This is a genomic window from Streptomyces sp. NPDC042259, from assembly GCF_055582085.1.
In genome coordinates, this window is record NZ_JBVJDW010000002.1 from 1,047,339 (window position 1) to 1,063,952 (window position 16,614).

12 protein-coding genes and 1 pseudogene are annotated in these 16,614 nt (G+C 74.5%); 3 read left to right on the top strand and 10 right to left on the bottom strand.

Features of this window, described 5'->3' with window-relative positions:
* Positions 1-113: 113 nt before the first annotated feature.
* Complete coding sequence (locus tag ACZ6MA_RS09005; protein ID WP_469432232.1) at positions 114-1,259, top strand: DUF5925 domain-containing protein; 1,146 nt, start codon at positions 114-116, stop codon at positions 1,257-1,259.
* Between the two features lie 91 nt (positions 1,260-1,350).
* Entirely contained in the window at positions 1,351-1,986 is a 636-nt protein-coding gene (locus tag ACZ6MA_RS09010; RefSeq protein ID WP_469432234.1) for a hypothetical protein, read from the top strand.
* On the opposite strand, the gene ACZ6MA_RS09015 is transcribed toward ACZ6MA_RS09010, so the two are convergent.
* Together ACZ6MA_RS09015 and asnB are read right to left on the bottom strand one after the other, a co-directional pair.
* Entirely contained in the window at positions 1,977-2,375 is a 399-nt protein-coding gene (locus ACZ6MA_RS09015) for a GntR family transcriptional regulator (RefSeq protein WP_469432236.1), read from the bottom strand. The genes ACZ6MA_RS09010 and ACZ6MA_RS09015 overlap by 10 nt on opposite strands.
* 92 nt (positions 2,376-2,467) lie before the next feature.
* A complete protein-coding gene (gene asnB, locus ACZ6MA_RS09020; protein ID WP_469432237.1) occupies positions 2,468-4,327 on the bottom strand; it encodes an asparagine synthase (glutamine-hydrolyzing) in 1,860 nt (619 codons plus the stop codon).
* A 1,015-nt stretch (positions 4,328-5,342) separates the two neighbouring features.
* Between asnB and ACZ6MA_RS09025 the strand changes: the two genes are divergently transcribed.
* Positions 5,343-6,362: an ArsR/SmtB family transcription factor gene (locus ACZ6MA_RS09025; protein WP_469432238.1), complete on the top strand. Its 1,020-nt coding sequence runs from the start codon at positions 5,343-5,345 to the stop codon at positions 6,360-6,362.
* Positions 6,363-6,408: 46 nt separating this feature from the next.
* Here the strand turns inward: ACZ6MA_RS09025 and ACZ6MA_RS09030 are convergent, their stop codons facing one another.
* From ACZ6MA_RS09030 to ACZ6MA_RS09065, 8 genes and pseudogenes are all read right to left on the bottom strand, one after another.
* Positions 6,409-7,596: a type III PLP-dependent enzyme gene (locus ACZ6MA_RS09030; protein WP_469432240.1), complete on the bottom strand. Its 1,188-nt coding sequence runs from the start codon at positions 7,594-7,596 to the stop codon at positions 6,409-6,411.
* A complete protein-coding gene (locus tag ACZ6MA_RS09035) occupies positions 7,593-9,371 on the bottom strand; it encodes an IucA/IucC family protein (protein WP_469432242.1) in 1,779 nt (592 codons plus the stop codon). The genes ACZ6MA_RS09030 and ACZ6MA_RS09035 overlap by 4 nt, the downstream gene beginning before the upstream one ends.
* A gap of 141 nt (positions 9,372-9,512) precedes the next feature.
* Positions 9,513-11,249 (bottom strand): IucA/IucC family protein, encoded by a 1,737-nt coding sequence (locus tag ACZ6MA_RS09040; RefSeq protein ID WP_469432243.1) that lies wholly within the window; start codon positions 11,247-11,249, stop codon positions 9,513-9,515.
* Positions 11,246-12,475 (bottom strand): ATP-grasp domain-containing protein, encoded by a 1,230-nt coding sequence (locus ACZ6MA_RS09045; RefSeq protein WP_469432244.1) that lies wholly within the window; start codon positions 12,473-12,475, stop codon positions 11,246-11,248. Before ACZ6MA_RS09045 ends, ACZ6MA_RS09040 begins: the two co-directional genes overlap by 4 nt.
* Positions 12,476-12,867: 392 nt before the next feature.
* A complete protein-coding gene (locus ACZ6MA_RS09050; RefSeq protein WP_469432246.1) occupies positions 12,868-14,430 on the bottom strand; it encodes a carboxyl transferase domain-containing protein in 1,563 nt (520 codons plus the stop codon).
* A gap of 274 nt (positions 14,431-14,704) precedes the next feature.
* Complete coding sequence (locus ACZ6MA_RS09055; protein ID WP_469432248.1) at positions 14,705-15,202, bottom strand: ribonuclease FAU-1 family protein; 498 nt, start codon at positions 15,200-15,202, stop codon at positions 14,705-14,707.
* Between the two features lie 68 nt (positions 15,203-15,270).
* The gene (locus ACZ6MA_RS09060) at positions 15,271-16,359 is read right to left on the bottom strand and encodes an enoyl-CoA hydratase/isomerase family protein (RefSeq protein WP_469432249.1); all 1,089 of its coding nucleotides are present in this window, start codon (positions 16,357-16,359) and stop codon (positions 15,271-15,273) included.
* A 160-nt stretch (positions 16,360-16,519) separates the two neighbouring features.
* A pseudogene (locus tag ACZ6MA_RS09065) lies at positions 16,520-16,614 on the bottom strand (transglycosylase SLT domain-containing protein); the annotation flags it as partial.

Sequence of the window (16,614 nt, forward strand, 5' to 3'; positions counted from 1 at the left end):
ACCGGCCAGAGTATCGGCGCGGGAATCGGTGTGCGGCGGTTTACCGGGTAACGACGGCGGAAGCCGGGAAAACCATGGTGCGCCCGGGCGTTCCGTGCCGGATCATGGGCGGCATGTGTGCCGACCGCCCCGCTGCCAGGAGGCAGGCCCCGCCCGCCGAACCGGACACCACTCCCACGGAGAAGTCCCTGCCCATCCGCTTGAACGTGGATGACAGCGACTCGCCGTCCGATGTCATCGATGCCCTCTTCCTCGGCCGGTTCGCCACCGGCGAGCAGCCGTACGCGCACAGCCACTCGGTGGACCGCGTCCGGACCGGGGTGACGCTCCTGCCACCGTCCGCCCGTGTGGTGCGTGCCGCGCGGGACGACGACCGCAGCGCGACCCTGGCGGAGGGGGACGGCTGGACGCTGCTGATCTCCCGCTGGAGCCGGGGCGCGGACGTGTCGGTGACGGCCGCCACCGACGAGCTGGCCAAGAAGGTGCTGGACCAGGCGGTTTCGGGCGCGGAGGACGAGCCCGAGCCGCAGCCGGAGCACGTGACCATGGGCTTTTGGTACGTCTCCCCCCGGCGCGGCCCGCACCGCACCACCCGGCAGATCGCCGCCGGCACGTGGGAGGAGGTGCGTGCGAACTACACCGCGCCGGTGGCGGACGCCATGGACCGGCTGATGAAGCTCACCCCGGACGACATCGCCGGCCGGCTGCTGCTCCTGCACGGCCCGCCGGGCACGGGCAAGACCTCCGCGCTGCGCACCCTGGCCCGCTCGTGGCGGGACTGGTGCCAGGTGGACTGCGTGCTCGACCCCGAGCGGCTGTTCAACGACGTCGGTTATCTGATGGACATCGCGATCGGTGAGGACGACGGGACGGCGAAGGGCCGCTGGCGGCTGCTGCTCCTGGAGGACTGCGACGAGCTGATCCGGGGCGAGGCCAAGCACACCGCCGGGCAGGCGCTGTCGCGGCTGCTGAACCTCACGGACGGGCTCCTCGGCCAGGGCCGCAACGTGCTCGTCGGGGTGACCACCAACGAGGACCTGGAGCGGCTGCATCCCGCCGTCGTCCGTCCCGGCCGGTGTCTCGCCCGGATCGAGGTGGGCTCGCTGACCCGACCGGAGGCGGTGAACTGGCTCGGCAGGGAGGAGGGCATCGGCCGGGAGGGGGCGACCCTCGCGGAGCTGTTCGCGCTGCGCCGCGGCAGCGGACCCGCGTCGGTGCCGGCGCAGCACGACGGCGCGGACGCGGGACTCTATCTGTAGGACAAGGGCAGCGGGCCGGGTCCCACGGGCGGCGACCGTGGGCCGGCCCGGGGCCACCGACGACAGCCACTCACCCGACAGGGGATCACCGATGTCCGTTCGTGACCGCCGTACCCACGCCACCGCTCTCGGCATCCTGGCCGTGACCACCGCCCTGACCGCGATACCGCTCGGCACCGCCCACGCCGAGGGCGTACGGGCCGCGTCCCCGGGGCCGGCCTTTCTCCGCGCCTCCGAGCTGCCCCCGCACCCGGGTGGCTGGACCGCGCACCCCGTCACCCGGGGGCTGCCCGAGTCCGGCGTGCCCTGTGTCGAGGAGAAGGTGCTCGGCGCGGCGGGCGCCGCGCACCGCCGGTTCACCACCGACCTGGAGACGGGTGCCGTCCAGGTCGTCGTCACCACCGACGGCCCCGGGCGGGCCGCCGCGCTGGCCACCGCGGTGGAAAAGTCCGTCCGGGGCTGCGCCGGGCGCATCGTGCGCGAGTCGCCGGGGGCGAAGGCCGAGGGCCGCGACTTCGGTGTGCTGAACACCGAGGACGGCGCGCGGGTCCTCGGGGTGCATGCGGCCCGCCCCGAGGGGGCGCTGGACATCGGTCTGTACGGGGTGGGCCGGGACGGCGCGACCGTCACCGTGGTCGCGTGGGGGCGGATGGGCCGCTGGGCCGACGCCCCGGTGGCCGCCTTCAGAACGACGACGGCCACGGCGGTCGGCAAGCTCTACCGCTGATCCCCGCCGTCCTGGGCGGAGTCGTACGCGGCGCGCAGCGCGTCCTCGACGGCGGCGAGCGCGGCCGCCCGGTCCAGGCCCAGCCGGTGGGCGCGCTGGGCGAAGGCCTGGGCGGCCGCGGCCGCCTCCCGGTCGGCGGCGTCGCCGGGGGCCGCGATGAAGGTGCCGTTGCGGCCCCGGGTCTCGATCACCCCGTCCGCTTCGAGGGCGCGGTAGGCCTTGGCCACGGTGTTGGCGGCCAGGCCCAGTTCCTCGGCGAAGCCCCGTACGGTGGGGAGTTTGTAGCCCACGGGCAGCGCGCCGGAGCGGGCCCGGTCGGCGATGCGGGCGCGGATCTGCTCGTAGGGCGGTTCGGCCGCGTCCGGGTCGACGGTCAGGTGCAAGGCCACGGTGGGACTCCTGGCTGGGCGGGGTGGTGTCACCCATTGTGCGCCTCCAAGGCCCCACCGTGCCCGTTCCTCGGGCAATGCCCGGCGGCGCGCTACACCTCCAGGGCCGTGTCGTGGGTGCGCAGCCAGGAGTTGATGCCGAGGATGAGTTCCGTACCGGTCCGGAAGGACTCGCCCGCGTCGTCGGCGAGCGCCTGCGCGACGGCCGCGGTGTCGAGCAGCGGACGCACGGGCGCGTCCGGGTCGGCGGTGACCCGCTTCAGCTCGGTGCGCAGGGCGGTGGCGTAGCGCGGGTCCTGGGTGCTCGGGTAGGGGCTCTTCACCCGGTCGGCGACGATGTCGGGGAGCGTGTCGCGGGTGGCGGCGCGCAGCAGCGACTTCTCCCGGCCGTCGAAGGTCTTCATCGCCCAGGGGGTGTTGAAGACGTACTCGACCAGGCGGTGGTCGCAGAACGGCACCCGGACCTCGAGGCCGACGGCCATGCTGGCGCGGTCCTTGCGGTCGAGGAGGAGGTTCACGAACCGGGTGAGGTGCAGGTACGAGATCTCGCGCATGCGCCTCTCGTGGCCGCTCTCGCCGGCCAGCCGGGGGACCTCGGCGAGGGCTTCGTGGTAGCGCGCGTCCCGGTAGGCGTCCACGTCGAGCTTGCCGAGGAAGCCGGCGTCGAGGAGGGCGACGCGGCCGCCGCTGCGCGGGCCGGAGAAGCTGTCGGCGATGCCGGCCGCGATCCAGGGGAAGGTGTCGGTCGCCACGACCTTGGGGTCGTGGAACCAGTGGTAGCCGCCGAAGAGTTCGTCGGCGGACTCGCCGGAGAGGGCGACGGTGGACTGTTCGCGGATGGCCTTGAACAGCAGGTAGAGCGAGGTGTCGCCGTCGCCGAAGGCCAGCGGCAGATCGCGGGCGGACTGGATGGCCGCGCGGTGGGCCGGGTCCATCAGGGCGGCGGTGTCGAGAATGATGTCGGAATGGTCGGAGCCGACGTGTGCGGCGAGGGCGTGGGCGTAGGGGCCGTCGGGGGTGGGCCGCATCGCGTCGGGGACGAAGTTCTCGGTGTGACCGGCGAAGTCGACGGAGAAGGAGCGCACCGGCCCGCGGCCGGCGTCGGCCAGGCCCTTGGCCGCGAGCGCGGTGATGGCGGAGGAGTCGAGCCCGCCGGAGAGCAGGGTGCACAGCGGGACGTCGGCGATGAGCTGGCGGGCCACGATGTCGTCGAGCAGCTCGCGTATGTGGTGAATGGTGGTGTCGAGGTCGTCGGTGTGCTCGCGTGCCTCCAGTGCCCAGTAGCGGCGCACGGTGAGGCCGTCGCGGCTGATGCGCGCGAGGTGTCCGGGGCGCAGTTCGTACATGCCCTTGTAAACGGCGTGGCCGGGGGTCTTGGTGTTCGCCAGCAGCTCGGCGAGGCCCTCGGCGTCCACGGCCGGGCGCACGGTGGGGTGGGCGAGGATGCCCTTGGCCTCCGAGGCGAAGAGCACGCCGTCGGGGGTGGGGTGGTAGTAGAGCGGCTTGATGCCCATGCGGTCGCGGACCAGGAGGAGTTCCTCGGTGCGCGGGTCCCAGATCGCGAAGGCGTACATGCCGTTGAGCCGCTCGGCGAACGCCTCGCCCCACTCGAGGTAGGCGTGCAGGACGACCTCGGTGTCGCTGGAGGTGCGGAAGGCGTGGCCGAGGGCTTCGAGTTCGGCCCGCAGCTCACGGTAGTTGTAGACCTCGCCGCTGTAGGTGGTGGCGAGGAGGGTGCGGCCGTCGTGCTCGACGAGCATCGGCTGCTTGCCGCCCTCGATGTCGATGATGGCGAGCCGGCGGTGGCCCAAGGCGGCGTGGGTGTCCAGCCAGACGCCTCCGGCGTCGGGGCCGCGGCACACCATGGTCTCGGTCATCGCGTCGAGCGTGTGGCGCGTGGTGGGGGTGTTGAGGTCTTGGTCGTAGGAGATCCATCCGGTGATCCCGCACATGGTCGCGGTCTCCTTCTCGGTAGGCCGCCCGGGTGCCCGGGTCGGCTGTGCCCTCGTCGATCACGGTCCGCGACGGTTCACGGGCGGATCGCGATGATCACCGTACGCCCCATCTAGATGCATGCACCATCTAAGATCGTTTGGGACCCCCCGGAACCAGCCAGTCCCGTTCTGCTCGGTTCCCGAAGTCCCCCGGGCGGGCCCGCACTTCATGGTCACGACTTACGGGCGAGCACCCCGGGAGCGGTGGGCGCGCCGGTCAAACCGCCGCTCAGGCCGCTGTTCCGGCGCGGAGGGCCGTCGCGTCGCCGGCGTCTCGCGGGGCGCGGTTTCGCCTTCGGCCGCCCCGGGCCCCACGGTAGGCCCGGGGTGGTCCGTCATCACCGCTGCGGCCCTGCCCGGGCGTTCCGCGCCTCCGGCGCCCGGTCCGCGCGGGCGTTCCGGTGCCGCGACCTGGCCGAAACCGGCGGGCGCGCGGGGGTCCGCCGGGCCCGGAGGGAACCCGTCCGCCTCTTGCGGCACCGGTCCGCGCCCGCCGGGGCGCATGAGGCCCATGTCGCCCGCCGACTCCCCCACGCCCGGTCCCACCTGGGGTTTTAGAGGGGCTTCGAAAAGGTGGACCTTCCCCGGCGCACCTGGCACGTTGGGACTTGCCGCTGGGCCGGGTCGGGGGGCCGGTCCACGGCACCGGACCGAGCGCGGACCGGGCGGCCCGGGTCTTGCCCGGGGCGCGACCCGCCCCCGGCGCGCAGGGGACGCCGGGGGCGGCCAAGGGACCGGCCGGGCGGCGGCGGGCACGCCGTCCGACCGAGGGGCCGAGGGGGTGCAGCGCCGGACGCCGTCATGGACCGCGTACGTCCGCAAGTTTTACGGAACGTCACATTTCGTCAACTCAAAGCAACCCTTTGGGCGCGCCGTGCGTCCCACCCAGCAAGGGGGGACACACGGACACGCCTGGCAACCGCGGCCACCACCGTGGGAGCGCGAGGCATCCCGAGCCACGAGGGACGCCGCCATGACGTTGCGCATCCACTTCACCAGCGAGGACCTGACCCGCATCACGATCGCCCAGCACCCGGATCCGCTGTGGGAAGTGCTCCTGAGCCTGCACATGCTGCAGAGCACCGACGCCGCCCCGGTGTTCGCCCGCTGGCGTCGCCGGGTCCGCGCCGACGTGGGTGCGGTCGACCGGCGGCTGCTGGACCTCGCGCCCCCTTACGGCTACTCCCCCGACTTCCTCACCCCCGCCGCCTCCGCCGACGGCCTGGAGAGCGGCATCGACGCGCTGCGCTCGACCCCCCGCGTCCGGCTGCGCAAGGACCTGACGGAGCTGTCGGCCACCCGGCCGCCCGCCCGCTGGACCCGGTCGCTCGGGGACGGCGACCGGGAGACGCTCGACGGCCTGGCCGAGGCGGTGCGCGACTACCACCGGGCGGCGCTGCTGCCGCACTGGGCGCATATCCGGGGCCGGCTGGGCGCCGACTGCTCGGTGCGCACTCGTGCCCTGCTCACCGGCGGCAGCGCGCACCTGCTGCCCACGCTGCACCCGTCGCTGTGCTGGAGCCCGCCGGTGCTGGAGCTGCGCGGCCCGCACGTGCGGGGCGATCTCCATCTCGACGGGCGGGGTCTGCGGCTCGTGCCCTCGTTCTTCTGCTGGCCCACGCCGACGCTGCTGCGTGACCGGGGGCTCGCGCCCGTACTCGTCTACCCCATCGCCCACGATCTGCGCTGGCTCGGCGAGCGGGAGCCCCGGCCGGCCGCGGGGCGGGCGCTGGCGGCCCTGCTGGGGATGCGCAGGGCCGCCGTGCTGGAGGCCGTCGCGGGCGGCCCGGGCTGTACGACCGGTGAGGTCGCCCGCCAGGTGGGCATCTCGCCCGCCACCGTCAGCCATCACACCTCGGTGCTGCGCCAGGCGGGGCTGATCGGCACCCGGCGGGTCGGCGAGACCGTCCTGCACACCGCCACCGGGCTGGGCGTGGGTCTCCTCAACGGCGCGTCCCACCTGGCCGTCGGGCAGCCCACCGGCCTGGTCTGAACGCCCGCCCGAGCCGCCCCCGGGGGCACCCCGAGCCCCCGGGCTCTCAGGTGAGAAAGTGGAAGGCCGGCGCGGGGTGCATCAGGAAGTCGTGGTGCGAGATGTTCCAGGCGTACGCGCCGGCCATGGCGAACGCCACCCGGTCCCCCACCCGCAGCTCGGCCACCGGAACGCGGCGCGCCAGGGTGTCCTTGGGGGTGCACAGCTGGCCGACGAGGGTCACCGGTTCGTCCAGGGCCGCCGGGCGCGGCCAGGATCGCTCCCAGGTGTCGACGGGCAGCACGGTGAAGGGCTGGTCGTGCTGCCTGGCGGCGGGGGTGCGCAAGTGGTGGGTGCCGCCGCGCAGGATCGCGAAGGCCTCGCCGTGGCTGTGCTTGAGGTCGAGGACCTCGGTGACGTACCAGCCGCAGTACGCGGTGAGCGCCCGGCCGGGTTCGATGCGCAGGGTCAGCTGGGGGTTGCGGGCGGCCAGGTCGCGCAGGCCCGCGCCGTAGGAGGCCCAGTCGAAGGGCACGGCCGGGCGGCCGTAGTCGACGGCCATGCCGCCACCGACGTTGAGTTCGGTGAGGGTGAGGCCGTGCCGGTCGGCCAGTTCACGCGCCCAGTCGGCGACCCGGGCCGCCACGGCGAGATGCGCGGCCGGGCCGAGTCCGCTGGCGAGATGGGCGTGGACGCCGCGCAGCCGTAGTGGTCCGCCGCGCAGCAGTGGCAGGCAGGCCTCGGCGCGGCGGGGGTCGAGGCCGAAGGGGCCGGGTCCGCCGCCCATCGCCAGGGCCGCTCCGCCCAGCTCGCCGTCCCCGGCCGGGAGGTTGACGCGCAGCAGCACGTCCACGGGGGCGTCGCCGGGCTGTTCGCCGGCGAGCCCGGCGAGCAGCCGCAGTTCGCTTTCGCTCTCCACGTGGAAGCGCCGGGTGCCCAGGCGGAGGGCGAGCCGTAGTTCGGCCTCGGTCTTGCCGGGGCCGCCGAAGGCGACCGGGAGGGCGGGCACGGCCTCGCGTACGTGGGCCAGCTCGCCGCCGGAGGAGACCTCGAACCCGGTGACGTGCGGGGCGAGGGCCCGGAGGATCTCGGGGGCGGGGTTGGCCTTGGCCGCGTAGTACAGCTCGACGCCGCCGGGCAGGGCGGCCCGTACCGTGCGCGCGTGCTCCTGCAGTGCGGCCAGATCGTAGAGGTAGGCGGGCAGTTCCTCGGCCGGCAGGGCGGCGGCGCGGGCCGCGACGCGGGGGGTGATCACGGGGTGGCACTCCAGGGTTCGGTGGTGCGGGTGGTGGCCGGGAACGCGGACAGCAGGTCCGGCACCAGGGGGGAGGCGATGCGGACGTAGCCGGCGTCGCGGTCGGCCTTGCGTTCCCAGCGGGTCAGCAGGTTGCTCTTGGCGGGCAGCGGTGCCCCGGCGATCAGGGCGCGCAGCGGTGGCGGGTCGCCGTGGGCGGCGGCGCGGCGGTCCAGCGTCGCGCGCACGGCGCGCCACAGCTCCGGCTCCAGGGGCGGGTGCCGGTCGGCGAGGGCGGCGAGCATGTCGGCGAGGTGGTTGACGAGCAGGCAGTACACGACCCGGTCCCAGCCGCGTTCCCGGTCGTACGTCAGGGGGCGGGCCACGTCGTCGGGGAGGGCGGCGAGGGCGGCGGCGTGCCGGTCGGGGAGCAGTTTGGTCCCTTCGAGGTCACGGAAGAGGATCTGCCGGGGGGTGCCGTCGGCGGCGACGCCGAGGACGACGTTCTGCAGGTGTGGTTCGAGGACGACGCCGTGGTCGAAGTAGGCGGCGAGCACGGGCGGGACGAGCAGGCCGAGGTAGGCGTTCCACCAGGCGAGTGCCTCCGCCGGGCCGGCCGTGGCCGGCAGCCGGGCGAGCCGGGCGCCGCCCGTGGGGTATTCGTCGGCGACGGCGGCGGCGAGCAGCCCGGTGACACCGGGGGCGAGCCGGGCGCCCAGCCCTTCGCGGACGATGACGCCGAAGCCTTCGGCCAGGTCGCGTCCGCCGAGGTCGAGGGTGCGGTAGGCGGGCTCGCGCAGCAGGTCGGTGCCGGGGAAGCGGGCGGCGAGGTCGGCGGCGACGGGTTCCAGCAGCCGGGTCAGGGCGACGGCGCCGGTCAGCTCGTACTCGGCGTTCTTGCGCAGGCAGTTGGTGATGCGGATGTTGAGGCTGAACTTGAGGAAGTCCCGGCCGTCGTAGAGGGTCCGCACCGAGGCGGTCGGGGCGAATTCCGCGCCGCGCGGGCCGAGGTCGAGGACGTCGCGGCGGGCGATGGCGGCGCGCAGGGCCCGGTCGTCGCGGAGCATCGCGTACTGCCAGGGGTGCACGGGCAGCAGCCGGTAGCCGTCGGGGACGGTGCCCTGCCGGTCGAGGGCGGCGAGGGCGCCGGGCGTCGCGGCCTCCTCGCGTACGTACTCCCGTCGCACGGCCAGGTGGCGCAGCCGGAACCGGGCGCGGGCCTCGGGGGCGTAGCGGTCCCAGTCGGCCGGGGAGCCGGTGCGGGCCTTGGGGGTGGGGTGGAAGCGGTGGCCGAAGAGCAGGGACTGCTCGGAGTCCAGGTAGGGGTCCGCGGCCGCCGTGCCGGGGGCCGCGGTCTCCCGGCGTGCCGCGCGCAGGGCGGCGCTCACGCCGGTGTGACTGGCGGCCACTTGGGCGAGGAACTCGTCGTTGCGGAGGCCGGTGCGCAGTCCCAGCTCGCGGTGGATGTACTCGGCGACGCTCTGCCAGGGCAGTTCGGCCCAGCCGTCGGACCGCCGGACGCTGACGGGGCCGGTGAAGCGGTGGGCGCCGATCAGGGAGGCGCGGCGCAGGGCGACGCGCAGCAGCACGTCGCAGCGGGGCAGCCGCAGCAGCAGGTGCCCGTCGGTGACGGCGGTCTGGTGCTCGGGGCCGGACACCTCGCGGAGCAGGCAGTTGAGCAGGGTGTGGGCGACGACGTGGTCGGCGTCCGCCCGGCCCGCGAGGGCGGTGGTCCGCGGGCGGTGCGGCGGCCGGGGTGTCCGGGGCGGGGAGGCGGGAAGGGACGCGGAGGACATGCGGCGGCTCCAGCGGGTACGGAGGGCGGTGGGGGTGCCGTCGGGGGCGGTCGGCGGCGGTCGGGTACCGGTGGTGCGGTGACGTCCGTGGAGTGAGTCTGCCCACCGGGAGGGGCGCGGCCACGAGTGTGCGCCGTGTCGTCATGCCTCCGGTCGGCGCAGGTAGTTGGGGCCTTCGGTGTAGTACTTGTTGATGTCGGCCGCGCCGGAGCGTTCCTTGGTGAGCAGGGTGCCGGCGGTGACCATGGCCTTGACCGGCAGCCGGTCGGCGTCGAGGACCCGGGCGCGCAGCACGGCCGCCGGGCCGGGGGCGAGCCGGTCCACGGCTTCGGTGAGCCGTGCGCGGAGCTGTCCGAGCAGGGGGGCGAGCCGGGTGCGTCCGGTGCGGGCCAGTTCGAAGGCGAGGGCGCCCGCGCACAGATGCACGGTGATCGTCGTGAAGACGTCCGCGACGGGGCCGTCGCCGCCGACGAGGATCCGCCGGTCGTCGAAGCCGAGGAGGTCGGCGGCACCGCCGCCGAGCCGTCCGACGAGCCGGACGGAGTGCACGCGCGGCCCGTCGTTGTCCTTGAGCAGCAGCCGCAGCCGGGGGCCCGCGGAGGTCTCGTCGAGGACGACGGTGGTGTTCTGCTGGTGCGACTCCAGGGCGATGCCGTAGGCGAACAGGGTGGTGTGCCAGTCGAGGAGCAGCGTCAGGTAGGCGTCGAGGAACGCGGCGAGCGAGCCGCCGTAGTAGCGGTCGGCGAGGGCGTCGGCGACGAGCGTGCCGTCGGGGGTGCGGGCGAGCAGCGCGGCGACGGGCACGAGGTGCGCGCCGCGCAGGCCGGGTGGGTGGCGGCGGACCAGGGCGGCGAGGAGTTCGTGGTCGGTGCCGAGGTGGGTGCGCTCGTCGGCGAGGAGCACCGTGGGCGCGAAGCGGGGCTCCGCCGCGATGATCTCTTCGAGGAGCCGCTGTCCGACCTCGCCGTCCACGAGGGTGCCGGGTTTGATGGTGCGCCGGTTGCGCAACCCCAGGGTGGCGGTGGTCAGCGGGAGTTTGAGGTGGGTCGCCGGGTCGTCGAGCACGGCGAGGGTGCGCGTCGACAGCGTCGGTGTCACCTGGAGCCAGGGCCGTTCGGCGAGGTGGGCGGAGCCTTCGAGGCCGGCGGCCTTCAGCGCTCCGGCGAGCGGGTCGCCCACGGTGAGGGGGTGGACGGGCAGGGTGAGGTGGGTGGTGTCGAGTCCGGGCAGGCCGAGGGTGCCGGGCGCGGGCCACCAGGGCGGGAGCCCCGCCCGGTCGCCGCGTACGGCGTCGCGCGGGACGGCGAGCCAGCGCAGGGCGAAGGTGGGGTGGAACTCCGGTGCGTAGGCGCGGATTTCGGTCTCGGTGAGTCCGGCGCGGGCCCGGCCGGTGGGGTAGACGGGGTGGTCGCGGAAGGCGGCGAGGGTGTCGTAGGCGAGGGAGCGGTGCGGTCCCGTCCACCGGCCGGTGTCCCGTCCGTACGTCCCGGCCAGCCGTTCGACGACGTCGTCGCGCACCCGGCCGTGCAGACGGGTGGCGGCGAGCGCCTCGTCGCACTCGGCGCGGAAGTGGTCGAATCCGGCCCGGTCCTCGGGGGCGACCGCGGCACGCAGCCGGGTGAGGACGGGGCGCAGCCCGGTGAGGATGCCGTCGGGCGTCTCCAGCAGGGCCCGGCGGGCCCGCACCTCGCACTGGAATCCCTCGGGCCCGACGGGCAGTGCGCCGCCGTCGCCGCCGATGGGGAGCCGCAGCCAGTCGCCGTCGGGGCGTCGTTCGACGCGCGCGCGGGTGCGCAGGCCGTAGGCGTCCTCGCGGAGCAGTGTGCTCAGTATCCGCCCGAGGAGTTCCTCCTCCGGGTCGGAGCCGTTCGGGGTCATGGCACGATCTCCCAGCGCCGGTCGGCCAGGAATTCCTCGACGGCCCGGTCGATCCGGCCCTGGTCGGTGCCGGTCGCCCGCAGTACTCCGAGGTAGTCGCGGTTGGTGTGGTGGAGCGGGTGTTTCTCGCCCCGTTCCCGCAGCGGCCGGTAGACCAGCCGTACGCCGTCGCGCTCGGTGTCGCTCGCCCGGGGGGCCGCGACGAGGGTACCGCCGCGGTCCGCGCGGACGTACTCCACCCGGGCCCGGCCGTCGGTGCGTGCTCCCAGGCCGGTGGGCAGCGGCTCGCCGAGGTGGACGCGGAGGATGTGCTCGAAGAGCGGGATGTCCAGCACGTGGGCGAGGGTCAGGTCGCACTGGTCGCCGATGGCCCGGTAGTTGACCTCGATGAGGCGGGCGCGCTCGCCCTGGACGACGAACTCGGTGTGACAGGCGCCGAAGCCGACGCCGAGGGCGTGGAGCTGCCGCAGGACCTGGTCGGTGTGCGGTCTGGGCGGTGCGGGCAGCAGGTCGAGCCGCTCCTCGACGAAGTGGGGCGGTGGGGACAGCCGGGTGCGGAAGGCACCGATCATGTGCAGGGTGCGGCCGTCGCCCAGCGTCTCCAGGGTGTGCAGCGGCCCGTCCAGGTATTCCTCGACGAGGAGGGTGGCGCGGGAGCCGCGGTCGCGGATCTCCCGGCAGCGCGCGACGAGTTCGGCCCCGTCCTCCACGCGTACGACGTCCTCGCTGGCCACGCCCTCGCGTGGCTTGACCACACAGGGGAAGGGGGCCTTGAGGTCCGCGAGGACGGCCGGGTCCTCGGTGGGCGCCAGTTCGGCGCACCAGACGGTGTCGAGGCCCGCTCGGGCGAGGCCGCGGCGCAGCTGCGTCTTGTTCTTGGTGCGCAGCGCGGCGCGCCAGTCCTTGCCGGGCAGGGCGAAGTAGTCGGCGGCCAGGGCGGCCTGGGTCTGGAGATGGTCGCTGTTGGTGAACACCGCGTCGGGGCGGCCGAGTGCGGAGATCCGCCCGATGACCTCGCGGAAGTCGCGTACGTCGCAGCCTGTGACGGTGAGTTCGGGCCGGGGTCCGCCGTGGGTCGTTCCCCCGGCGGGACGGGCGTAGGCGCGCCGGTGAGCGGCCGGCTGGTCGGTCAGGACGGTGACGGCGAGACCGAGCCGGGCGGCCGCGGGGAGGAAGCCCTCGGTGACGGAGTCGGTCGGGTTGAGCGCGAGCAGATGAAGCCGCACGGGAGGCGCCTTTCGGGGCGGGTGGCGGGTTTCGGGCAGGTCTGAGCACCTGGGGGCGCGCTGGGTGTTTCCGCCGGGCCGGCCCGGGGTGGCCCGGCCGGCTACGACTGTCCGGGGCCGTCACGACGGCCCGGCCGGGCCCGGGGCCCGGCTTCCCGGGCAACTGGAAGGGACCGGGGCCGGGACCGGGGGCGGCGCCGGGGCCCGTCGGGGGGCTGCGGCCGGCGGGGCCGGGTGCCGCGGAGCGCGGTCGTCCGAGGGCACGCGGACGGGGTCCGGGCATCCCGGAGATCGTTCGCCTTCACACCAGAGACCTTAGGTTAGGCAAACCTAAGGATGCCAATCTCCCTTGGGGGTATGGAGGCAATGCCCCCATTTTTCGGGGCGTGAAGTCACCTGCGCACGCCGAGGTTTCGGTAGCGCGCGCGGCGGGCGGTAAGCCGTTCACCCTGTTCACGCCCCTTGAGGACAGCGAGTTCGGCGCCGAGGATCCGGCCGAGCCGGGGAAGGAAGCCGTCGGGGTCCGCCGTCTCGCCCTCGCCCTCCTCCACGATGCGGTCCACGATGCCGTTCGCCAACAGGTGGTCGGACCGCACCCCCTGACGTTCGGCCACTTCGTACGCCCGGTCCGTCGTGCGGTACAGGATCGCCGAGGCGCCCTCCGGCGGCAGGGGCGACAGCCACGCGTGACGGGCCGCCAGCACCCGGTCCGCCGGGAGCAGGGCGAGGGCGGCCCCGCCCGCGCCCTGCCCCAGCAGCAGGCACAACGTGGGGGCGGGCAAGGCCATCAGGTCCGCGAGGCACCGGGCGATCTCCCCCGCCAGCCCGCCTTCCTCGGCGTCCCGCGACAGCGCGGCCCCGGCCGTGTCGACGACGGTGAGCAACGGCAGGTCCAGCTCGGCGGCGACCCGCACGCCCCGTCGCGCGGCGCGCAGCCCGGCCGGACCGAGCGCCTGACCATGCGCGGGAACACCCGCCTCCGCCCCGCCCGTGCCCGGTTCTTCCGCCTGGCCGCCGCGGTCGTGACCGAGCACGACGCACGGGGTGCCGCCGACACGCGCGAGCGCGAGCAGCAGCCCGGGATCCCGCTCACCCGCGCCCGTGCCGCTGAGCAGGGTCACATCGGTGGCCGCGGCCCTCAACAGCCGCCGCACACCGGGCCGGTCGGGGCGCCGGGAGCGACGGATCGACTCGGCGGCGGAGAGGAGGGCCGGTTCCGGCGCCGACGCCGGACCGGCCGTGGCGGAGGGTTCCTCCGCAGGGGCGGTGGCGTCTCCGCACAGCACGGTGAGCGCCCGCGCCACCGTCTCGGGCAGCCGGTCGGCGGGCAGTACGGCATCGACCAGACCGTGCGCCAGCAGGTTCTCCGCGGTCTGGACGCCCGGCGGGAACTCCTCGCCGTAGAGGGCCTCGTGGACCCGCGGCCCCAGGAACCCGATGAGGGCACCCGGCTCGGCAGCGGTGACATGACCGAGGGAGCCCCAGGACGCGAGGACGCCACCCGTCGTGGGGTGGCGAAGATAGACGAGGTAGGGCAGCCCGGCGGCCTTGTGGTCGGTGATCGCGGCGGTGACCTTCACCATCTGGAGGAAGGCGATCGTGCCCTCCTGCATCCGGGTGCCGCCCGAGGCGGGCGCCGCCAGCAGCGGCAGCCCCTCGGCCGTGGCCCGCTCCACGGCGGTGACGAGCCGCTCCCCCGCCGCGACGCCGATCGATCCGCCCAGGAACCGGAAGTCACAGGCCACGACCGCCACTCGGCGCCCGCGCAGCAGGCCCTCACCGGTGACGACCGACTCGTCCAGCCCGGTGCGCTCGCGCGCGGCGAGCAGATCCGCCCGGTAGGCGGGGTCACCGGTCGTCACCTCGACCGGTGCGTCCCACCCACGCCAACTGCCGGGATCCACCACCGCCTCGACGAGACCGAGGGCGGAGACGCGGGGGCTCGTAGCACTCATGGGGCCACCCTGCCATGCGGGGTGCCCTGCGGGCTCGCGGGGCACCGTGTCGTGGCCCGCACCACCGCTGCGCGGTTGGTTGTCCTCAATCGCCGGACGGGCTGGTTTTGGCTGGGCGTGGCAGCCAAGCCCGGCCAAATCAAGCCCGTCCGGCGATTGAGGACGCGCCCGCAGGGCGCTCTGCCGCCGCAGGCGGCACAACCGGCCGGCAGTCGAGGATCCGCCGGCCAGGCGAAAGGCGGCCAAGACGGCCCGCGCCCAAGGAACAAGCCGTTCAGGCGAGGAGCGCAGCGAAACCGCCCGCCCGCGCGAGCGTCTCGAGTTCGTCCAGCGCCCGGCAAGCGGCCACCGCGGCGGCCGGGTCGCGTTCGGCGATGCCGCTCTCGGCGAACTCGTCCTCGTCCAGCCGCAACACCGTGGCCCCGTCGGCCGAGAGCCACAGGTCGAGGTCCAGGTCGGCGACGACGAGGCCGTCCGCCTCGACGCGGGCCGGGCGGGTGACGTCGCAGTACCAGCCCTTCACGGCCCCGGCGGCGTCCCGTACCTCCTTGACGGCGTACCACCGGTCGCGCCAGTAGTGCTCGGTGAACACGTCGCCCTTCTCGAACCGCACGAACCCGAAGTCCCGGGTGCCGGCGCCCGCCCAGGGCGCGCGCACCACGACGTGCGTACCGTCGTCACGCACGACGGTCGCGGGATACCGCACCTCGGGCCTGGGGTCCTTCACCAGCCTGACCGTCACCGCGTCGCCCGCCGTCAGTGTTCCACTCATGGTTCCGCTCATGGAATCCGCTCCCCGTTCGTAGATCGTTCGGCGGCAGCCTCTCCCACGACGAAATCTCAGGCCAATGGTTTTCGGTGACGGTCGGCGAGGGAGAGTTCCCCGGCGCCGAGCGGTGTGAAGAACCGGGCCACGTCCGCCTCGCCGACCTCGGCGAGGGTCGCCGGGGACCAGCGGGGGGCACGGTCCTTGTCGATCACCTGGGCACGGATGCCTTCCACCAGGTCGGGCGCGGTCAGGGCCGCGCAGGAGACGCGGTACTCCTGCTCCAGGACCCGTTCCAGCGAGCCGAGGTCCCGGGCGCGGCGCAGCGCGGTGAGGGTGACCTTGAGGGCGGTGGGCGACTTGCCCAAGATGGTCTCGGCGGCTTCCTTGGCCGCCGGGGTACCGGCGGCGAACAGCCGGTCGACGATCTCCTCGACGGTGTCGGCCGCGTAGCAGTGGTCGATCCACTCCCGCTCGGCGTCCAGCCGCCCCCGCGGCGCCTCGCGGGCGTGGCGGGGCAGGACGTCGGCCACGGCCCCGGTGGCGAGGTCCGCGGCGAGGGCGGGCAGGGTGTCCGCCGGTACGAAGTGGTCGGCGAGGCCGCACAGCCGGGCGTCCGCCGCGCCCACGGCCGTCCCGGTGAGGGCGAGGTGCGTACCGAGTTCGCCGGGGGCGCGGGCGAGCAGATGGGTGCCGCCCACGTCGGGGACGAAGCCGATGCCCGTCTCGGGCATCGCGACCCGGGAACGCTCGGTGACGATCCGCACGCTGCCGTGGGCCGAGATGCCCACTCCCCCGCCCATCACGATGCCGTCCATGAGGGCGACGTACGGCTTGGGGTAGCGGGCGATGCGGGCGTTGAGCCGGTATTCGTCGCGCCAGAAGGCGGCCGAGGCGCTGCCACCGGCACGGGCGTCGGCGTGGATGGACCGGATGTCGCCGCCCGCGCACAGCCCGCGCTCGCCCGCGCCGGTCACGACGACGGTCTCGACCGACGGGTCGTGTTCCCAGGCCGTGAGGGCCTCGTCGACGCGGCGCACCATGGTGTGACTGAGGGCGTTGAGGGCCTTCGGCCGGTTGAGGGTGAGGAACGCGGCGCGGCCCTCGGTGCGCAGCAGTACGGAGTCGTCCGCGTCGTCCGTCGGGGCCGTCGTCGGGGTCATGGGGCTGCTCCGGTCGGTCCACGGGCCGGCCTGGGCACATGCGTCCCCTGCGTGCCACGACGAGGCGGAAGATCTTGCTCTCGAACCTATAGCCGGCCGCCCGGGTAAGTCCAGGAAGGACCCCGGCCGCGGTTCCGGGGAGGGTGTCCGTCCGGCTCGATCAGTAGGCGGAGTTGACGTTGTCCATGGTGCCGTACTTGTCGGCGGCGTAGTTGCAGGAGGCGGTGATGTTGGCGACGGGGTCGTAGGGGTCCC

Bases quoted from the DNA above. Each gene is read 5' to 3' on its own strand.
- ACZ6MA_RS09050 (WP_469432246.1), bottom strand. From the start codon at position 14,430: ATGAGTGCTACGAGCCCCCGCGTCTCCGCCCTCGGTCTCGTCGAGGCG.
- asnB (WP_469432237.1), bottom strand. From the start codon at position 4,327: ATGTGCGGGATCACCGGATGGATCTCCTACGACCAAGACCTCAACACC.
- ACZ6MA_RS09055 (WP_469432248.1), bottom strand. From the start codon at position 15,202: ATGAGTGGAACACTGACGGCGGGCGACGCGGTGACGGTCAGGCTGGTG.
- ACZ6MA_RS09005 (WP_469432232.1), top strand. From the start codon at position 114: ATGTGTGCCGACCGCCCCGCTGCCAGGAGGCAGGCCCCGCCCGCCGAA.
- ACZ6MA_RS09025 (WP_469432238.1), top strand. From the start codon at position 5,343: ATGACGTTGCGCATCCACTTCACCAGCGAGGACCTGACCCGCATCACG.
- ACZ6MA_RS09035 (WP_469432242.1), bottom strand. From the start codon at position 9,371: ATGTCCTCCGCGTCCCTTCCCGCCTCCCCGCCCCGGACACCCCGGCCG.
- ACZ6MA_RS09060 (WP_469432249.1), bottom strand. From the start codon at position 16,359: ATGACCCCGACGACGGCCCCGACGGACGACGCGGACGACTCCGTACTG.
- ACZ6MA_RS09010 (WP_469432234.1), top strand. From the start codon at position 1,351: ATGTCCGTTCGTGACCGCCGTACCCACGCCACCGCTCTCGGCATCCTG.
- ACZ6MA_RS09040 (WP_469432243.1), bottom strand. From the start codon at position 11,249: ATGACCCCGAACGGCTCCGACCCGGAGGAGGAACTCCTCGGGCGGATA.